Source organism: Candidatus Solirubrobacter pratensis, assembly GCF_000425945.1.
GTDB classification, from domain to species: domain Bacteria; phylum Actinomycetota; class Thermoleophilia; order Solirubrobacterales; family Solirubrobacteraceae; genus Solirubrobacter; species Solirubrobacter pratensis.
The window spans coordinates 214,654-230,531 of the sequence record NZ_AUEK01000007.1; the positions used below are offsets into that span (position 1 = coordinate 214,654).

Annotated in this window: 24 protein-coding genes; 10 read left to right on the top strand and 14 right to left on the bottom strand. The window is 66.0% G+C overall.

Translation table 11 applies throughout. The features are described from left to right. Positions 1-2: 2 nt before the first annotated feature. From H958_RS35915 to H958_RS0108070, 9 genes are all read right to left on the bottom strand, one after another. Positions 3-338 (bottom strand): STAS domain-containing protein, encoded by a 336-nt coding sequence (locus tag H958_RS35915; RefSeq protein WP_037409713.1) that lies wholly within the window; start codon positions 336-338, stop codon positions 3-5. A 195-nt stretch (positions 339-533) separates the two neighbouring features. Beyond that, positions 534-947, bottom strand: a complete 414-nt coding sequence (locus tag H958_RS0108035; RefSeq protein ID WP_028058276.1) for a hypothetical protein — start codon at positions 945-947, stop codon at positions 534-536. Further along, the gene (locus H958_RS0108040) at positions 944-1,468 is read right to left on the bottom strand and encodes a hypothetical protein (protein WP_028058277.1); all 525 of its coding nucleotides are present in this window, start codon (positions 1,466-1,468) and stop codon (positions 944-946) included. The genes H958_RS0108035 and H958_RS0108040 overlap by 4 nt, the downstream gene beginning before the upstream one ends. Then, complete coding sequence (locus tag H958_RS0108045; protein ID WP_028058278.1) at positions 1,469-1,777, bottom strand: hypothetical protein; 309 nt, start codon at positions 1,775-1,777, stop codon at positions 1,469-1,471. Beyond that, a complete protein-coding gene (locus H958_RS35920) occupies positions 1,774-2,364 on the bottom strand; it encodes a hypothetical protein (protein WP_037409714.1) in 591 nt (196 codons plus the stop codon). The genes H958_RS0108045 and H958_RS35920 overlap by 4 nt, the downstream gene beginning before the upstream one ends. 81 nt (positions 2,365-2,445) lie before the next feature. Beyond that, positions 2,446-2,895 carry a hypothetical protein gene (locus H958_RS0108055; RefSeq protein WP_028058279.1) on the bottom strand — a complete coding sequence of 150 codons (450 nt, stop codon included), beginning with the start codon at positions 2,893-2,895 and terminating at the stop codon, positions 2,446-2,448. Beyond that, entirely contained in the window at positions 2,879-3,703 is an 825-nt protein-coding gene (locus H958_RS0108060; RefSeq protein ID WP_028058280.1) for a hypothetical protein, read from the bottom strand. The genes H958_RS0108055 and H958_RS0108060 overlap by 17 nt, the downstream gene beginning before the upstream one ends. Before the next feature lie 439 nt (positions 3,704-4,142). Beyond that, positions 4,143-4,391 carry a hypothetical protein gene (locus H958_RS0108065; protein WP_028058281.1) on the bottom strand — a complete coding sequence of 83 codons (249 nt, stop codon included), beginning with the start codon at positions 4,389-4,391 and terminating at the stop codon, positions 4,143-4,145. Continuing rightward, a complete protein-coding gene (locus H958_RS0108070; RefSeq protein WP_028058282.1) occupies positions 4,391-5,899 on the bottom strand; it encodes an ATP-binding protein in 1,509 nt (502 codons plus the stop codon). Before H958_RS0108070 ends, H958_RS0108065 begins: the two co-directional genes overlap by 1 nt. A gap of 187 nt (positions 5,900-6,086) precedes the next feature. Here H958_RS0108070 and H958_RS0108075 point away from each other — a divergent pair, with 187 nt between their 5' ends. The 4 genes from H958_RS0108075 (at position 6,087) to H958_RS0108090 (ending at position 8,583) form a co-directional block, all read left to right on the top strand. After that, positions 6,087-6,560: a hypothetical protein gene (locus tag H958_RS0108075; RefSeq protein WP_028058283.1), complete on the top strand. Its 474-nt coding sequence runs from the start codon at positions 6,087-6,089 to the stop codon at positions 6,558-6,560. A gap of 610 nt (positions 6,561-7,170) precedes the next feature. Next, entirely contained in the window at positions 7,171-7,377 is a 207-nt protein-coding gene (locus H958_RS0108080) for a hypothetical protein (RefSeq protein ID WP_028058284.1), read from the top strand. Between the two features lie 110 nt (positions 7,378-7,487). After that, positions 7,488-8,321 carry a helix-turn-helix domain-containing protein gene (locus tag H958_RS0108085; RefSeq protein ID WP_081685715.1) on the top strand — a complete coding sequence of 278 codons (834 nt, stop codon included), beginning with the start codon at positions 7,488-7,490 and terminating at the stop codon, positions 8,319-8,321. 10 nt (positions 8,322-8,331) lie between these two features. Beyond that, positions 8,332-8,583 (top strand): hypothetical protein, encoded by a 252-nt coding sequence (locus tag H958_RS0108090; RefSeq protein WP_156027776.1) that lies wholly within the window; start codon positions 8,332-8,334, stop codon positions 8,581-8,583. On the opposite strand, the gene H958_RS0108095 is transcribed toward H958_RS0108090, so the two are convergent. The 4 genes from H958_RS0108095 to H958_RS43000 form a co-directional block, all read right to left on the bottom strand. Then, the gene (locus H958_RS0108095; RefSeq protein ID WP_028058287.1) at positions 8,580-11,027 is read right to left on the bottom strand and encodes a hypothetical protein; all 2,448 of its coding nucleotides are present in this window, start codon (positions 11,025-11,027) and stop codon (positions 8,580-8,582) included. The genes H958_RS0108090 and H958_RS0108095 overlap by 4 nt on opposite strands. Before the next feature lie 158 nt (positions 11,028-11,185). Further along, positions 11,186-11,458, bottom strand: a complete 273-nt coding sequence (locus tag H958_RS0108100; RefSeq protein ID WP_028058288.1) for a hypothetical protein — start codon at positions 11,456-11,458, stop codon at positions 11,186-11,188. A gap of 2 nt (positions 11,459-11,460) precedes the next feature. Then, the gene (locus tag H958_RS0108105; protein WP_028058289.1) at positions 11,461-11,844 is read right to left on the bottom strand and encodes a hypothetical protein; all 384 of its coding nucleotides are present in this window, start codon (positions 11,842-11,844) and stop codon (positions 11,461-11,463) included. Between the two features lie 9 nt (positions 11,845-11,853). Next, positions 11,854-12,462 (bottom strand): sigma-70 family RNA polymerase sigma factor, encoded by a 609-nt coding sequence (locus H958_RS43000; RefSeq protein ID WP_081685716.1) that lies wholly within the window; start codon positions 12,460-12,462, stop codon positions 11,854-11,856. A 130-nt stretch (positions 12,463-12,592) separates the two neighbouring features. On the opposite strand from H958_RS43000, the gene H958_RS0108115 reads away from it, so the two are divergent. The 4 genes from H958_RS0108115 (at position 12,593) to H958_RS47425 (ending at position 14,259) form a co-directional block, all read left to right on the top strand. Further along, positions 12,593-12,781 carry a hypothetical protein gene (locus H958_RS0108115; RefSeq protein ID WP_028058291.1) on the top strand — a complete coding sequence of 63 codons (189 nt, stop codon included), beginning with the start codon at positions 12,593-12,595 and terminating at the stop codon, positions 12,779-12,781. Between the two features lie 184 nt (positions 12,782-12,965). After that, on the top strand, positions 12,966-13,358 hold the full coding sequence (locus tag H958_RS0108120; RefSeq protein WP_028058292.1) for a hypothetical protein: 393 nt from the start codon (positions 12,966-12,968) through the stop codon (positions 13,356-13,358). Further along, complete coding sequence (locus H958_RS47420) at positions 13,355-13,507, top strand: hypothetical protein (protein WP_196807275.1); 153 nt, start codon at positions 13,355-13,357, stop codon at positions 13,505-13,507. Before H958_RS0108120 ends, H958_RS47420 begins: the two co-directional genes overlap by 4 nt. A 584-nt stretch (positions 13,508-14,091) precedes the next feature. Beyond that, the gene (locus H958_RS47425) at positions 14,092-14,259 is read left to right on the top strand and encodes a LysM peptidoglycan-binding domain-containing protein (protein WP_196807276.1); all 168 of its coding nucleotides are present in this window, start codon (positions 14,092-14,094) and stop codon (positions 14,257-14,259) included. Between the two features lie 125 nt (positions 14,260-14,384). On the opposite strand, the gene H958_RS0108140 is transcribed toward H958_RS47425, so the two are convergent. Then, positions 14,385-14,687, bottom strand: coding sequence for a hypothetical protein (locus H958_RS0108140; RefSeq protein ID WP_028058294.1), 303 nt, complete (start codon positions 14,685-14,687; stop codon positions 14,385-14,387). A gap of 110 nt (positions 14,688-14,797) precedes the next feature. Between H958_RS0108140 and H958_RS0108145 the strand changes: the two genes are divergently transcribed. After that, positions 14,798-15,112 (top strand): helix-turn-helix domain-containing protein, encoded by a 315-nt coding sequence (locus H958_RS0108145; protein ID WP_156027779.1) that lies wholly within the window; start codon positions 14,798-14,800, stop codon positions 15,110-15,112. A 339-nt stretch (positions 15,113-15,451) separates the two neighbouring features. Further along, complete coding sequence (locus H958_RS0108150; RefSeq protein WP_037409718.1) at positions 15,452-15,871, top strand: hypothetical protein; 420 nt, start codon at positions 15,452-15,454, stop codon at positions 15,869-15,871. Positions 15,872-15,878 lie beyond the last annotated feature (7 nt).

Sequence of the window (15,878 nt, forward strand, 5' to 3'; positions counted from 1 at the left end):
CGCTAGGCGGCCGAGAAGGCGGACTCGCGCGACGCGTGCAGCGTGAAGCGTGAAGCGGTTCCGGTGATCTCCAGCAGGCGCCGCACCGGCCCGTCCGGTGCTACGACGTGCAGGCGCTTCCCCGACGCTTCAAGCTGCTGCGCCGCGCGCAGGATCGTGCCCAGCGCGCTCGAGTCGATGAAGTCCACCCGGACCAGATCCAGGACGACGGCGTCCTGCGGGCCGGCGGCCGACATGGCGAAGATCGCGCTCATCTCAGAGGTGGCGGCGAGGTCCAACTCGCCGCCGGCGACGATCAGGTGGCTGCCGTCGACAGGGTCGTGGTCGAGGGTGAACATGCGCGCACGCTACCTCAGCGTCCAGGAGTGGGTCATTTTTGGCTCTACAGCGTCCTTTCCGGACTAACGGGCCGATCGGTTTCGGGGAAAAGTGGGCAGTTTGGGCTGGGTTTGTGGGCAGCCCCCATTTACCGCTCCCACTTTCCCGGGGCCTCCCCACTTTCCCGGGGCGAAGAGTCTCTCACGTACGCGCCACTAGGGGCTGCGAGGTGATTGCTCGCGGTACGGCGGCCCCTTGCGCGCGTCCATGAAGCGCAGGACGTTCCGCCGATGGACCCGGCGGCGCAGGGGCAGCGGCGCGTAGTAGATGCCGAGGACGGGATTGGGGGGCACGTGGACCGGCTGGAAGGTCGCCATGCGCTCGACCAGCCCGCCGACGTTGTGCGCCTCGATCAGCGCGTGGCACTCCTCGCACGCCGACCAGTCGTCGTCGGAGCGGTTCACGCCGCCGGGGTGCTGGCCGACGATCTCCATCTCGGCCGCCGGGTAGCCCCACGTAGGATCCGGCGCCAGGCAGAAGTCGCAGACGATCTGGTGGTCGGCCCGGCGGACGTAGGTGCGGCCGTTCTCTTCGTAGCGCTCGTAGAGCGGGTCGTAGTCGTTGCTCACAGGCTCGCCATCGCACGCTTGAGCGGGTCGAGGAGCATCCCCTGTGTTATCCCGATCTCCTGCCACCGGCCGTACTGCGGAGGGGCCAGGGGGCTCCGGGTGATCTTCGATCCATAGCTCGTCTGCTCGGTGCGCGAGAGGCAGATCAGATGAAGCCACTCTGTGCGGTTGGGGGCCTGGCTGGCGTTGGGCAGGCGGGCCGGACGCATGTTGTGACCGACGATCATCGCCTGCTCGTCGGGCGTCAGCTTGTCCATCTCGAACGTCGCCATGTAGGCCGTCGTCTCCAGGCAGATGAACTCCGGCCTGCCGATGAGCGTGACGTCCGCAATGACCTCCGCGAGGAGGTTCTTGGTCGTCTCGGACGAGAAGGCGTGGCGGGGAATGGGCACCCGGCGAATCTTGTCGTCCGCGATGCGGAAGAAGTAGGCGGGGTCCACGTCGCCCTCAGGATCGCTGACGTTCTCCATCTCCGGCGCGAGCATGTACTGCACGCGCTTGATGAACTGGTCGAGCCTCACCTACTGCCCCCTATGGAGGTAGGCGTCCGCGAGCGCCCACGCCGTGTAGCTCGCCTGGCAGGCCCGGTGTTCGCAGACCTCGTACTCGTCGCAGACCGCGCCCGCTTGCTCGCGGATCTTCTCCAACACGTCTACGGCCCCCGCGTGCTGTTGACGGGCGGCTTCCGCCGCGATCTTCGCCGTCCGCGCGGTCTGCAAGGTGTTCCCGAGCGACTTGCTCTGCATGACCAGCGCGTCGTGAATCGCCAGCGCCAGCGGATCGTCCTCGTGCCATTCACGCCCAATAACCGGCATTCCGGACAACGTCACGCCGCCGCCTTCACATGTTGCTTGAGGGCGGCCACGAGGTCCGGCGGGAGGTCGGCGGCAGGGTTCTGCCGCAAGCGGGTGTTCTCGTCCCGCAGCGCGGCGTTCTCGCGCCGGAGACGCGCCAACTCGTCCTGGAGGGACTTCTCGTCCGGCGAGGGAGGGTCGGCGGCGACCGTCACGGGAGGCTTCGGCCACTCCGTCATGTCATCACGGTTGCTGTTCTTCGGGCGCCCGCCCCTGGGCGTGGAGATCGGATCGCTGGCGTAGGTGATGATGCTGAAGTCGCCGTTTGGTGTGGCGAGCGGGGAGACGCGCGACGTAGGCGTGTAGAGGATGTTCCCGTTCAGCCGGACGTAATCGCCGTGACCGCCAAGCTCGGGCGGGAACACCGGCCCGAAGCGATTGAGATCACGAGCGCGGAAGGCCGCAGCGAGCACCTGCTGTGCATGTTTGCGACCTTCCCTGACCTCCTCCTCCCTGATGTCCGCCGCATCGAGCACATCGGCCTCGGTGAATATGCCCTCGCGGGCGAACAGACTCCGGGCTGCGGCGGCGACCCTTCGATAGACGCTCATCTGGGCGCTCAATTTGGTTTCCCCTTGTTCATCGATTTCCGCGAAAACTCTAGCGAAAACTCTAAAGAACTACAAGGGATGGCCGATAAGCGGTCAGCGGCCCTTGGACGCCTCCAGATGATGCAGGAACTCCCGCCGCATCATGTTCGCGCTCGTCTCGGGACCCTTCACGAGCGACTTCTTGGCGATAAGGCTCATGACCATCACGCGGTCGCCATGCGACATGCGGTTGAGGATCGACTGCACGTCCTCGGGCACCTCGCCGCGCATGAGCTTGCGCCCGTCCCGGGTGAGGCGGTATTGACCGGGGTAGTCGGGATGACGCTGGCAGAAGCCATAGCGGACCATCCACGACATGCGCGTTGCAACGGCATGGCCCGGCTTCTCGCCCACGAGGTTCAACCGCTCCACGATCTCGCCAGTCGTAGCCCAGCCCTCGCGCGTCGTTACGTCTTCCACGACGTGCAGTAGCTCGCGGTCGGTGTAGTCGGCATTGCGCAGGTGGGCCGTGTCGGTCCCGTTGCGGCTAGCTAGGGCCGCCATTGCTGTCTCCCTTCCATTGGATTGTGGCCGACCTCCCGGGGGAGGAGTCCACCTCTACTAGCTCGCTCACGCGGAGCTTTGCCTTCACGCTGCTCAAGTCTCGGTCGGAGAGGTCGCAGGCGCGTGCGAGTGTGCTCCAGCCCCGGACGTGGCCCTCCTGCTCGATGAAGTCCAGGACGTTACGCATCTGGGGGTCGTCGGGCACAGCAGCGCTCATCTCCTCGTCAGCGGCGCGCTCGGCAGCCGCTATCGCCTCATCGACCGCGTGACGCTTCAGCACGCGCCAGTACATCAGCATCGACCCGCGATCTCCCGCCTGGCGGCCAGCCTTGCCGATGAACTCAATCGCGCGGAACCACCGGAACGCTGCCGAGCCCTTGGTCTGGTCCTCCCCGAGAGCCCGGTAAATCTCCGTCTGAGTGACGAGCGGCTCCTGCCCGGCGGCGGCGCGCTCATCGACCAACTTGAGCACTGCGTCCGCGAACGGCTTGGCCGCCTCCATTGAGATGCCGTGGCCGGTCGCGGTTCCGTTGGCGCGCATGACGTAGGTACGACGTGCCGCCTTCTTCTTCGCGGGCTTCTTCCCGGACGCGGCAGGGGCCACCTCGATCTCGGGCGGAAGCTCGACATCCATACCAGCGGACTGGAGGATCCCGTGTAGCTGGAGGATGCCCTTCTCCGTCCGCGCGAGCCCGGCCAGGTGCTCGCGGTACTCGTGTATGGCCTCGTCATAGCGCTCGCGGATAGGCGCGAGCAATTCGGCAAGCCCGAGAGGGTCAAGCACCTCGGGCGTATCAGCGACGCTCATGCGCAGGGACTCTAGCGTTGGTTTGCAGGACTTGTCTGCTCATGGGCCAGCTTTTGAAGCAGTTGGTCCACGTGCTCGCGTAGCGAATGGTCGGGGTCATCCATCCGCGCCTGCGCGCGAGGGTCGAGGAGAGCGTCAATGACGGGAGAGTACTCATCCCGCAGGCCCGACTGCGTCGGCTCCGGCGCTGACGCCAGGCCGGAAAGGATCGTCCGCGACACGGCGAGTGCGTTCAAGCCTCGCTCACCTGTTCCGGCGCAGCACGCGCAGTTTCCTGGTCCATTGTGCCTCCGTGGATGGGGGCTCCCTGAAGAGCCCCGTCCACAAGCGTGCTGTCGCAGATCGTCCAGCCTTCGGTCCGGCGTCGGGGGTGGCCACCACATCCCGCGCCTGTGCGCGCGAAGGGTCGCGGGAATCCCTGCCCAACCATGATAGGAGATTAGCGGGCGTCGCCTTCGCCGGGTACTTTTGTCAGAGTGGAGACGAATTCCGGCGTGACTGCGCCGTTGCTGTCCCACTTCACGTGCGCGAGTGTCGGGTCGCGTATGGACCCCGGGGCGTAGTAGCGCTCAGGCGTCGGGACGATCTCGCCCGTGCCGGTGATCGTCTTGGGCTCCGCGCCCCGGCGCCCGCGCCACTCCCAGGTGCTGCTGACGCGCACACCGGGCCTGGCCTCCCAGGACACCATCAGGAGACCTCACCGGCCTGCGCGACGACGCCGCCCGCCTCCGGGTCGAGCGCGTCGGAGTTCCACAGCGCGAGCCGGGCGAGCTTGGCACCGAGGCGGCAGAGGGCGTCGTGGTAGGCCGAGGAGAGGTGGTCGCCGGAGTACTCGTGCCCGAACTCGTGGATGATGAGCCGGAGTACCTTCTCGGAGAGCCGGTCCTGATCGAACCATGCCTTGCCGAGGCGGGCGACGTTGTACTCGAAGTGGTGGCCGAACTTGCCGTAGATGGCGCTGGCGGGCACGCCGAAGTCGTTGATGAGCGTCACGCGCACCTTGACGCCCATGAGTTCCCTGCCCAGCGTCTCGGTCAGATCGATGATCGCCTGCATACCCGGCGTGATCTCGCCCGTGTACGCCCTGCGGACGGGGGCGTTCGGGTCGTCGGAGTACGGCTTGGGGGAGGGGGTGACCTTCCCGGCCGGGAGCGTCGAGCCGGTCGCGCGGATGTTCTCCCACGCCTCGCGCGAGAACGAGCGCCCGGGGATCACCGTGTACCCCTTGCTGACGGCGAGCTTGGTGCCCTCGGGGTCGGACGGGTCGTTGATGACCCGCTTCTCCCCGAAGCGCTTGGTCAGGACGGTGTCCACGGCCTCGGGCGTGATGTCCTTGTGCGCCAGCGCGTCGTTGACCCAGGCGGCGGACGCCTGCTCTTCGTCCAGTTGGCGCGCCACGGCGTTGAGCACGTGCGTCCGCAGTTCCTTCAGGTAGGCCGGGGTGACGTTGTCGCGGTCGGTGTTGAGCGGGACCTTCTGCATGACGTTCGCGTGCACGGGGAGGTCGGTCTCCACGACCGGCACGCCCATCTCGTAAATCCAGCCCGACTCGCCCGACGCCGTGGGGTAGATGCCCACGACCGTCTTGCGGCGGGTCGGCCGGAGCACGCCCTCGGCGTCAGCGATGAGGGTGGGCAGGGTCGGGTCGATGGCCCGGGGACAGACGTCGGGGTGGCCCACGACCTCGGCGTTGAACGTCGTCACCACGCCGGGCGGCGGGATGAGCCGGTTCACGTGCTCGCACGTGCGCGCGAAGTCGGCGCGGTTCATGCGGATGACGGCCTCGAAGAGCGTGCCGACTTCGCGCCTGCCCCGGCGCGCGATCCGCTGGCCATCGCGGAACTCGACGGTGCCGGTGGTCGTGCTGATCGTCGCCGTGTCGCAGAGCGCGAGGACCAGCTTCTCCCCGAGGTTGAAGCGCCCGCGCTGCTCCGCGTTGCCCTTCTTGGCGGACTCCGCGAAGAGCGTGTACGCGTGCGAGAGATCGCGGAAGCCATCCGGGGAGTCGTCCTCCACGGTGAGGCGGCAACGCCCACGCCGTCCTTCGACCGGGGCGAGCGTGACCGTGACGCGCGTGACGTTCTCGTCCCACGCGTTGGAGATCAACTCGTAGATCGCGAACTCGCGACCACGTGATTCGAGCAACTTCGCGAGGCCGTTCGCGTCCACGGCGAACATCGGCTGAGCGGGGGTCATATTCCCTAGTATACCAGGTACAGAGCCAAATGTGAAACGTCTATCAATCCCGAGACAACTCCCAGGCACCTCTCAGGCACCTCGCGAGGCACAAAAAGTGCCTCCAAGGGGTTGACGATTCACATGCACGTGGATAATGTTGTCCTCACACCGCAGGCACCCCCGCTCAATCAGGAGGAAGCACTACATGCCCGAGGCCGCACCCACCCCCAGCATCGTGGAGTCCATCTTCAGCGGCGCGATCGCGGAGATCGACGCCAAGATGGAGGAGCGCCGCCCGGCGTACGAGGAGTTCCTGGAGCTTCAGGACGCGAAGTCGCGTCTCACCGGCACCAGCGCCCGCCCGCGTGCGGCGGCCCGCACGAGCACCGCCACCTCGGGCACCACCCGCTCCACCGGCACCCGCCGTCGCGCGCCGGGACAGCCCGACCGCAAGGGGCAGTTCCTCGCCGTCCTCGCGGAGCGGGGCTCCGCGACCATCCCGGAGATCGCCAAGGCGATCGATGACGACGTGTCCCCGAACTACCTCTACCGCGTCCGCGACACGTCCCTGAAGGACGGCCTCATCGAGCCGGACGGCAACGGCTTCAAGATCACCGCCAAGGGCCGGTCCGAGCACGAGAACCCGGGCTCGGCGGGCGAGGAGCAGGCCGCCGCCTAGCTCCCCGGCGTCAACCAAGCAAGACAGAAAGGCCCGTGCGATGCGCGGGCCTTTTCTTTTGTCCGCGCGAGAACATTTGGATAGGAGTCTCGCACCCCGCTGCTACGATCGTCTCGGCGGTAGGAGCAACACCCGCACGAAGGGTGGGAGCGAGAGCTACCTGCCGGGCTTCGTCCGAGGTCTACCCTCAACTAAATAGCGACGCTGACCAGGCGGACCGTCCCCCGAGCGGGGTTAGTTCGACGGTATCGCGGCCCATGAGGCACGGGCCGCCCGCGTGAGTGCTGGATAGCTCCTGACCGTAACGGTGGGCGGCGGGGTAGCAGCGCGAAGAGACCCTCCCAGGCTACTCGCGTATGCACCCCGCCGTCTTGCTGCCCTGACGTATGTTGAGCGCGCCGGTCGCTTCCTCCGGAACAGGTCCAACGACCGTCCGCGAACAGACAGCCAGGCCCCCTGCCGTGGGAACGGGGCAGGGGGTCGCGTCAGGGCCGCGTCGAGCTATTGGGAGACACCGGAGCGGGGATGTGGTACAACGCTGAAGGTCAGCAGGGGACGGCTGGCGAATGGATTATCAGCGGAACCCCCGCACAGGGGAGACTGGAGGCACATGCCCCCGCTCAACATGCAGTGGCAGCAGAACGAGTACGGCTACCACTGCGACTTCCGGGTCATCGCGCGACCGGATGGCAAGTTCATCGTGCACGATCTGGCTGGCGCCGGAACCGACCAGACGTTCAACTCCGAGTCCGAGGTGATGGCCGCCCTCACCGACTCCATCCAGCAGGGCACCAAGCGGGTCTCATCCGCGTCGTGAGGCTCGTGCCCTGACAGGGGGCGCATGGGCCGGGCTTGTCCCGCCCGGTCCATCGCTGCCCTCCTTCCCTGAAACCCCATTGTTCATGCCTAGTCGGTGCCCCAGCCCGCATGACGTACGGCCCCCATATCGCCATGACACGAGAAGACACACGCCGCATCGCTCATCTCTACGTCGAGCAACGCATGTCCGTGAACGAGGTCGCCGCAGAGCTTGGCCTCGCGCGGAAGACCGTACGTGACCACCTGCTGGAAGCCGGGATCCTCCGGAAAGGAGGGCACCCGCCGAAGTTCTCGGACCCCGAGTTGCGGGCCGAGTTGCTCCGTCTCTTTGATGACCAGAACTGGCCGCTGCACCGTCTCTGCCAGAAGTTCGGCTGCCACATCTCCACCGTGCGACGCACGCTCAGGGAGGAAGGCTTCGAAGACTTGCGGCGGCACAAGGGCGGGACGAAGGCACTCTTCACCGAGGTCGAAGCGCGCGACATGGCCGACCTCTACAACCAGGGGAAGAACACCCGCGAAATCGCTGGGATGTACTACTGCTCTCCGAGCACGGTGCGCCTGTATCTCGCGAAAGTCGGCGTCGAGCTACGGCACGGCAAGGAGGCGGCTCCACGCCAGCCGACCTTCCTCGGCAAGGTGACCGAAGAGGAGCGAGAGAAGTACGAGTGGCTCTACGTTGTGAAGAGGAAGACGCTGAACGAAATGGCTGAGTACCTCGGCGTCACGCGCAGCACGGTGGCGCGTCGTCTCCGGATGCTCCGCATCCCGCTGCGCGACCGCAGCGAGGTCAACCGGCTGGCGTCCGAGCGGATGACCCCGGAGCAGCGTTCCGAGCGCTCACGGCAGGGATGGGCGCAGATGGAGCCTGAGGCGGCTGAGGCGCGCCGTCAGGCGACGATCGAGCAACTGAAGCGAGGGCGCGAGCCCATCGCGGCATAGGAGGTAGGCCATGGAGCACCCTAGGCACGACGGCGGCGACGAGAGGGACCCGGCCGTGCGCTCCCCGGCACACATGGCCGCCGTGCTGGAGCAGATCCAGGCGTTCTGGATCAACCATCCGACGTTGCGGCTGACGCAGGTGATCGCGCTCGCGGCCGGTCACACGAACCCGTCCTACGCCAGTGACCCGTACTACTGCCGCGACGTGCAGCTACTCGACGGCTTCCGTGGATTCGAGCGCCGGGTGCGAGGGCTGCTCTAGAAGGCTCGCGCGCCGTCCGCCCACCCGTGCCGGTGCGACGGGATCGTGCGACCCCAGTGCTCGGGGAGGGTTAGGTCGCCGGGATCATCGGGGCTCGGGGGCTTCGGGGGAACGTGATCCGGCGCGACTGGGATTCGCTGCCGTAGCTCAGCGTCCCATCGGTACTTCTGCTGGAGGATCCGCTGTATGTCTTGCTCAGAGTACCCGCGCTGCTGGAGCGCCGTGCGCGCGACTTCGACGTGGTGAGGAAGGGCTGTCCCCATGTTGATGCCGTGCATCAGAGTGTTGGTGTAGTCGTGCAGGCGCATGTTGTAGCCGTTCTGCATGACCTTCTGAACACCAGGGTCCGACTCCGTCAGGCGCTTGACTTCTGGGTCTGAGAAGTCGTACTTGTCCTCCGTCCACGCGTTGCCAAGCTCGCGACGCATGAGGTTGAAGGCCATCTCATCTAGATGCTCGGGCGGAGTGTTAGCGCCAGAGGCCAAGCCTCGTGCCTTCTCCAGGTAGGGGGCGAGCATCTTGTTGTAGTGGTGGTCCGAGATCGCGTTGCGCGTGTCCAGGCTGATGAACTGCTCGGGCCAGTCACCCATGACCTTCGCGTCCTCGTACGGGACGTTCACGTTGCGACGGTGGTAGGCGCGGGGATCGTCCCACGCCATGCGCTCATCGCCGCCTTCATCGTGACCGGGTACAGCGCCGTGGTAGCGGTACAGGGCGTCCCGCAGCCGGTTAGTGTCGTCATCGGCGCCGTTGGTGCCCCAGCCGAGACCCATGCCCTTGATGCGGGCCATCTCGCGCTCGTACTCGGAGTTCTCGTTGATCTCGTTGTAGAGGCCGTCCCAGAGTTCCTGCCAGTTGACCTTGTCCGGGTCGATCAGGTTGGGCTCGGTGTCGCCGACGTCCTTGCCCATGCCGAGCGAATCAACGAAGTCCGCCGCTTCCTGGCTCTTGTTCTTGAGGTCTTCGTAGAGATGGTCAACGCGCTGATCCTCTGGGATCTCGTTCCACTCGCGGGCGTCGGCAATCTGCTGCTTATTGAGCGGGCCGATGATGTTCCTGATGCACCAGGACTCGAACTGCTCAAGCGTCATGCCGCGCTCGAAGAGCTTGCGGATCTTCGTGTAGGTCGGCTCGTCGTTGTCCATCCATAGCTCGACCTGCTCGGTGTCCCACGAGTAGTTATCGCTGGCCACGGCCCAGAGCTTAGACCCCTTCGTCCAGTCCTCGGGAAAGGTATCGTCGGGCTTCTCGGACCACATGTCAGGGACGGTGTTCGGCACGCCCTCGCCGGGGCGCTGCATGTGCCAGCAGCGCCGCTGGGAGCACTCCCAGGCGCCATCGGGGTACAGGCGCCCGAGGGAGGAACCGTCTCGCCAGTGCATCTCCGAGCCGCACTGCGGGCAGTCGATGCCCTTCGGCATGATCTCCTTGAGCGCCTGCTCGGTGTCCGGCCAGCGGTGGCGGCAGCCCGCGCACTGGTAGTAGCGCGGGCCGGGTCCCCAGTTGTCGTGCTGATACTGGATGTCGCCGCCGCAGTACGGGCAGGGAATGAGGCCGTGCGCGGCTAGTTTGCCCTCCTTATTCCAGTCCTCGGGGAAGGTGAGGTCGCCGGGCGTGGTGTCCTCCTGCGCGCGCTGATGCTGCTCAAGCTCATCCTGGGCCGAGAGCCCTTCGAGCCACGCGAGGATCTCCTGTCCCTGGGCCTCTAGCCCTGGCCCCTGCTGCTGCCAGTACTCCATCTTGGGATCAGCGTTGGCCGTCCCGTCTGGGCCGAGGCGGTAGTCCGGCACTAGCCCGGATGCCTGGGCCTTCTCATAGCCGCGCATGTAGTCGGGGTCGTTGCGGCCGAGGGCGCGGGCGAAGTGCATACCGAGCTTCTGCGCGGCCTGGAGGTAGCTCGTGTCGTTGGTGAACCATCGCCGGTACCAGCCGTAGCCCTCCAGCCAGCCGAGCCAGTAGCCGATGTGGCTCTTCGTCACCCGAGGCAGCCGCTCGCTGGCAGACACGCGCACAGGATACTCCTCCCACCCGGCGGACTTCGAGAACGTGTTCTTCCACGAGACCGGGGCCTGGCCGAAGCTCCCCTGGGGGAGGGCGCCGTCCCGGTCAACGTCGAGCCACGGGAAGCGATTGAAGAAACCTTCGTTGGCAATGTTGCTCACGTGTAGCTGCTTGCCCGTGCGCTCGGCATATTGCTTCAGTGCCTCCACGAGCTTCGTGCCCTCTCCGGTGCCCTCGGGCTCCGCGATCACGGAATCGAGGGTCACGGAGTTCACATCCTCGTGGAGGGCCACTTCGACCGATGCCCGGGGCGTCCGGATTGTCGACAACGGACCCTGCTGGCTCAGCCGCCCGCCGAGGGTACGGGCAAGGAACTTGAGCGCGGCCCCGTTGTCCGCGTAGCCGTCGCCGTGCCCCTGCTCGTCCTGCCATTCAAGTGCCATCGCAAGTTACTGGCGCGTCCCCATGGGACAATGAGGGCAATCTGCGTTGTTGCCGGTGCGAATCCAGACGTGCAGGGGTACCCCGACTGGCAGGATCGCTGAAGACGGCCGCTGGCACAGACAGCACCTCAGGTTAGCCATCACGCGCGCCGTCTAGGCTAGGCAAAGTCTTCTCCCATCATGAAGTCGAGCATCGTCTGGAAGACCGGCTCGCGGGGGAGGATCCCAAGCTCGCAGTACACGGGATCGTGGTACATGAAGGCACGCTCGTAAAGGGTCAGGATGTTGTTGTCCTTTACCCAGTCGAGGACCGGCACGTATACGTCATGCCGGAGGTTGTTCCAGTGGATGCCGCCGTGGCCATCGATCGCGGACGGCTTCCACTGGCGCACGAGCGCGTAAAGCTCGACGGCAATGATCGCGTCGGTCATGGTTAGTCACGCAGTCCTGCGGCGGCCTCCATCACCTGAACGTAGAAGTCGTCCCAGGTAGACACATCCTTGCCGTCGTATAGCTCGGGGAGCGTCGGAAGCTGGTCGTCGGTGAAGCCTTCCTGGCGCAGGTAGTTACGCACGCCCATGCCGCCGCTCATGTGCCATGACCACTTGACCGTCTCGTCGCCAATGTCGACCGTCGCGGCAAACGGCTCCTCGTGGATGAAGTCGTGCCCGTAGCGCCGGTGACCTACTACCACGTCGGTGACCATGTCCGTGTCCCACCAGGACGCATTGCGAATGATCGCCACGGCGCGGTCGCGGTCTGCCTGCGACAGCTTCGCCCAGGCGATGTCGGGCCAGTTGTCGGGGAAGTTGCTCATGTTCTACTCCTATCGGTGGGTCGCGATGACCGGGCCATCGGGGCTGTAGTCCTGAAGGTCGGGGTGCTCGCGCAGACGCTTGAGCGCGTTGTGGATGAACTGGTAGGTCGCGGCCTCGCTGCGGCCGATGACCTCTCCGATGTCCTTGCGCGTCCACGTCTCGTTCTCGCAGAAGGCGAGCCACAGCGCGAGGCGAGCCTCAGGGGAGAGGTCGGCCATTGCCTCCGCGAGGATGCCCCGGAGGTACGGGTCGACAAGCTCGATCTCCTCAGCCGGGATCAGGCTGGCCAAAGTCTGTGCGTCGCTGGGAGCACTGAATCGCTTCACCTGTACATCGAGCGAGAGCACGTCGTAGCGATTGGGGTCACGACGAGTGCCCGTCTGGATCGAGCGGAGATAGTCTCGGATAGCACCGTACGCCCGGAAGTACACGAACGACGTGAACGCCGCGCCCGCCTCCGGGTCCCAGCGCGGGGCTGCCTCAAGCGCGCCGAGGACACCCACCGACACAAGGTCTTCCGAGTCCGCGAGGTGATGCGATAGATGGAAGTTCTTGCTCACGATGGACCGCACCATCGGGAGCACGCTATCGATGTCTGCTTCTGTGTACGCGGGCATTACTTCCTCCGGCTTAGAGTTGCGTCGCCGGAAACAGTAGGTTGCCCTTAGAGTTTGCGCAACCCTATCTAGGAAAGAGTAATCGCCCTGCTACTAGGTGTAGTCATTCGACCACCGGTAGAATGGTCGTATGGCTACAGAGGGTCGGCTGGATGTCTACTGGCGCGAGGAGGGTGGCGCGTTCCACGTGAACATGTGGGACGGGGGCGAGGAGCTAGGAGAGGGGTACGGCAAGTCGCTCCACCAAGCCATCGAGGATGTAACGGATGACGTGTTTATCCGGCGACGCCTGAGCGGCCTTATCACCAGGCAGGAATGACCTCCCCTGCGAGCGCGGCCCCTCTGCTGCCAGGCCCGTGGAGGGAGGAGCCGCGCTTGGCGTGATACTAGCGGCGAGCATTCCTGTTTGCTCTGGATGGGTTGAAAGATCCGGAACCACCGGGTATACGTTGAGTACATCAACAACGCCTGGGGAGGGGCCTATGAGGTTCTGTTGTCCCGCAGTGCTCGCTGCCGTCGCGGTGCTCTGCATTCCGGTGAGTGCCCACGCGAGGCCGAACGCGGCGGGCTGCCCGACGTGCGCGAAGGTGCAGTTCGTCCAGCACATCTCGTGGAAGCGATTCAACGCCGAGTACGACTCGCGAGTGAAGAACCCGATCGTCAAGCCCGGGGTCAAGTCGCGCCTGAAGGCGTACGCCCGCCAGGAGAAGGACAAGTTCGCGGGCTGCAACGACAACGCGTTCATGAAGAAGGTCTGCCGAGCGGCGAAGGCATGTCTAGCGGCTGGCGGGTTTGCGCTCTACGCGGGCGTCGCGCATGGGCAGAACGCGTGGCAGGCCGAGCGCGACGCAACCACAGCCTGCATCGGCGCGATCGTCGGTAGTCTCGCGTCATGAAGCGCAACCACTGGATCGTGTTCGCTGTATTCGCGGGCGCGCTCGCGCTGCTGATCGCGTTCTCGGGCCTGCCGGGGTGGGCGTGGGGGTTCTACGGCGTGATCGTCGCGCTGCTGCTTTCGGCGGCGCATCGGAGCGAGGCCGAATGAGCGCTCGCGCACTCGCGATGCGGGCGGCCGTCTCGGTCGCCGCGCTCGCTGCTGTCGCCGCTCCGGCGTACGGAGCCCCCGGCGACGATGACGACGGACCGCCGATCGACATCAACTGGGGTCCGGCTCCCGAGGACACGAGCGACGACGAGCCGGACCTCCCGCCGCAGCCCGCACCGGCCCCCACAGAGGCTCCTACGGCCGTGCCGATCGTGGTGGCGACGCCGGAGCCCACCGCCTCACCGGTCGTGGACGTGGGGGAAGCGCAGGGCGGCCAGGAGACTGTCCAGGCGCCCGTGCCCACAGCGACGGCAACTCCTGTAGAGACGGTCATAGCGCCAGCCGTCACGCCACAGGGGCCAGACGCGCCAGGGGCGAGCGCTCCGCCAGCTACGGGGGTGCAGGACCAGAACCCGGTCGCGGCCCCCGTGGTCAAGCCAGAGGTGAAGAAAGTCAGTCGAAAGCCACATCGCGCCCGCGCCCACCGTCTCGGGGCGCGTGCGAAGGCGAAGGGCGGCGTGGCCCCGGCGAAGCAGGAGAGTCGTCTGCCGGTGGCTCAGGTACATGCCACGAACCCTACCGTCGTGGCGGTCGGAACGCGGCTCTCGGGCAAGGTCTACGTCGTCCGGCCGGGTGACTGCCTCAGCGTCATCGCGGCCCGCTACGGGACCTCCTGGCCCCGGCTGGCCGAGGTCAACCGGCTCGCCAACCCGGACCTGATCTACCCCGGCCAGGTGCTCCAGATCGTCTGATACGCTCGGAGGGCGCGGAAGTTGTGTTCGAAGATGGGTTCCGCGTTTCGCGGGCTCCGTGTCCCATACTGCGGCGGCTCGTAATCAGAAGGCCCGCTCCGGCGGGCCTTCTGCGTTGTATGGACCTAGGCCCGCAGCGCGAGGAAGTCACGCCACGAGCGCGTCCCCGCTGCGCGGGGATCCTCCTTACGGAGGAGGGCCGCCTTCACCTGGGCCTCGGCCACGATCTCGCTGAGGCACTCGATGAACTCCTCTCCCTGAGCCTCGGTCGCGATCCCGGACGCCACGAGCGCGTCACGGACGTGCAGGGTCCAGTCCGCCAGCGGCGCGTAGGGCCGCCCCGGGGCCGGTGGATGCTCCCGGTGATCCGCGATGGTTGAGTGTCGTCCGATGGGGGCTGCTGGCATGGCAGCGATGATGTCCCGCATGCGGATAGAATACTCGCATGCCCTCGGTCCGAGCGCTGACAGAAGAGCAGATTGACGAGCTAGCGCGCCTGTACGACGATGGTCGTGGGCCAACCATGCATGATCTTGCTATGCAGTTTCACGTCAGCCCCAGCACCGTGAGCAAGTACCTCACCGAGAGAGGTGTCTCACTGCGGTGGGGAGGAAAGCGCACTACACCCGAGCAGGACCGGATCGAGGAGATTCGGCGCCTCTACTGGGTGGAGTACAAGACGACCCACGAGATCGCGGACATCATCGGTATCTCCCAGCGCACCGTCCACAGCCGCATGCGCAAGTACGACGTGCCGACGAGGCGGGCCTGCTGGCGTCCGCCTCACATGCGCCCTAGGAAGGGGGAGTCTCGCGAGGCGGTCCGGCGGCGTCAGATCGTGTGGGGCGAGTAGCTGAGCTACTGCCCCCCCCGATGGCGTCGAGCGCTTCGCGGGCGATCCGCCTGGCCTCGCCTTCCCATAGTCCCAGCCGCGCTGGAGGAGAAGGGGGAGGGGACTATCCTTGTTGATCGCGGACCGCCATCCCCACTCCATGGTGAACTGTCCCACGAGGAACTTGCCCCAGTTGAACTCCGAGCCCTGCGTCGCCTCGATGATGTGCGTCAGCATCTCTCTCCATTCTCCGGCCGCTGCGACTGAGCCTCGGCCTCCCGCAGGCTCTGCCGTGGTCACCGCTAGGACTCTATCGTGATTGCTGCCGCGATCCGTCCGAGATCCGGATAGTCTCATGGCATGGGGAGAATCCTTCGGGCCTGGCGCGAGCTATGGAACGCGCGCGGCGAAATACCGATTTCCATCGTGATAGTCATGGTTCCCGCCTATCTCGTCGCCCTGTGGGCGCCGCTGCCGGAGGCGGTGTCCTCGATCATCACGGGCATCAGCCTGGCCGCGATGGTCAGCGCCATCGGCTACGCGACCGGCAGGCGCGACGGCATGCAGGCTGGCGCCGAGATGACCCTTGAGCGCGTCGCGAAGGTGCAGGAGACGGCGCATCTTGAAGGCTTCACGCGCTGGGCTGAGCATAAGCTCTCCAGAGACGAGGAGATGAGCGACGAGGAGCGAAGCTCTCTCCAGCGTGAGTTCCAGGCCGCCCAGACCCGCTTGCAAGAGCTTCGCCAAGAGGTCGAGTACCGCGAGGTTTCCGCGAGCTAGGCTGTGC